This window comes from Candidatus Pseudoscillospira sp. SGI.172, assembly GCF_050313575.1.
GTDB lineage: Bacteria > Bacillota > Clostridia > Oscillospirales > Oscillospiraceae > Vermiculatibacterium.
On record NZ_JBNPLQ010000070.1, the window covers coordinates 1 to 1626 of the forward strand.

Below are 1626 nucleotides of genomic sequence, written 5' to 3' on the forward strand. Positions count from 1 at the left end.
TTTTCAACGCCTCATGAAATGCCATCACAGCTGAGAATGAAAATATAGTCTGTGCGTTAACCGCAGGATTTGCTAAACTGAAGTCAGCAGGCGTAGTCCGGTTGTACCTTGGTGGATTTTCACCCCGTTTGTTCAACGTGGACGAATTGCCCAAGAGAACAGCAGTATGTTGCATCACGCAAGTGAAGAGCACGAGTAGCAAAGTTCGGATACCCACCCGGGCAATTCCCAGCCTGCATATTTCAGGGAGGGATTTGATGCAAGACATATTGACCTGCGCCATGGGATTGGATGTTCACCGCGATGTTATCGTTGCTTGTCTTGCCAGAGGCGAGCTGGGCACCGAGCCGGAAATTGAGATTCGCTCTTTCAGCACGCTTATCCCAGAAATGCGGAAATTACGGGACTGGGTGTTGGAGGTAGAGTGTCGCCATGTTGCCATGGAGAGCACCGGGATTTATTGGCAACCCATTTATGAGATGTTAGAGCCCTGCTTTGATGGTCAGATCAACATTCTGGTGGTAAATGCCCGCCACATGAAGAATGTGCCTGGGCGCAAAACGGATATGCGTGATGCGCAATGGATTGCTACATTACTCCGAGCAGGGTTGCTAAATGGGAGCTTTATCCCAGATAAGACTTTTCGGGAACTGCGGCATCTGACACGGTATCGTAAGAGCATCGTTCACGACATAACCGCCCAAAAGAACCGCATCGATAAGTTTCTGCAAAGCTCCGGCTTCCGTTTCACAGCGTTTCTATCGGACGCATTTGGAGCTTCTGGACGAAATATTATCCGTCATCTCATGGAATACGGAGATATCTCGCGGGAGGCTCTGGATAAGTGTCTGAAAACACAGACTCGGAAACGCATTGACGAAATTCTTGTTGCTTTGAACGGCTCACTTTCAGAGCACCAGCGGTCCTTTCTTCGTATGATATTTGAACACTTGGAATCTCTTGAACGACACCGCCATACCGTGGAAGATGCTATTTCGGAAGAAATCGTAAAACATGAAGCGGCATTAAGTCTCCTGTGTTCTATACCGGGCATTGATGTAACCGCAGCAGCTTCCATCATCGCAGAGATTGGTACTGATATGAGTGCATTTCCGGATTCCCAGCACATATGCTCCTGGGCTGGTTTGAGTCCCGGCAACAACGAGAGTGCCGGAAAACGCAAGAGCGCCCATATCAATAAGGGAGATCCTTACCTGAAAAGCATGCTCTGCGAAGTCGGATGGGTCATCTCCGGAAAACGAACACTGTACCTCTCTGGCTGGTACTGGCGAGTCAAGCAGCGCAAGGGAGCAAAACGGGCAACGATTGCTTTGGCTCGAAAGCTGTTGACGTTGATTTACACGATGCTGAAGACAGGAACCCCCTACAACGAAGAATGTTTTGAGATCCGCAGGAAACAAAGCGAACGAAAACGGGCCGGCCGCATGGTGAACGAACTGCAAAAACTGGGATACTTTGTGGTTGCACCAGACTGATGTTCGCGGTTCCATACTTCGACCAGCGACAGGTTTTGGCCTGCCGCTTTTTGTGTTGCGATGGTTTTTCATGAGGCGTTGAAAACCTGTTTGTCAAAGTACACGACCTCGCTACCTATTTTCGTAGCAA

General features: G+C 49.2%; 2 protein-coding genes. One reads left to right on the forward strand and one right to left on the reverse strand.

What is annotated here, in order from left to right:
• Nucleotides 1-283: hypothetical protein (locus tag ACQRD3_RS13470; protein ID WP_427781732.1), on the reverse strand; the 283-nt coding region annotated here is incomplete at its 3' end.
• On the opposite strand from ACQRD3_RS13470, the gene ACQRD3_RS13475 reads away from it, so the two are divergent.
• Nucleotides 258-1496 carry an IS110 family transposase gene (locus ACQRD3_RS13475; protein ID WP_054338382.1) on the forward strand — a complete coding sequence of 413 codons (1239 nt, stop codon included), beginning with the start codon at nucleotides 258-260 and terminating at the stop codon, nucleotides 1494-1496. The genes ACQRD3_RS13470 and ACQRD3_RS13475 overlap by 26 nt on opposite strands.
• Nucleotides 1497-1626 lie beyond the last annotated feature (130 nt).

Excerpts from the sequence above, each read along its gene's own strand:
- ACQRD3_RS13475 (WP_054338382.1), top strand. The coding sequence starts at position 258 with ATGCAAGACATATTGACCTGCGCCATGGGATTGGATGTTCACCGCGAT.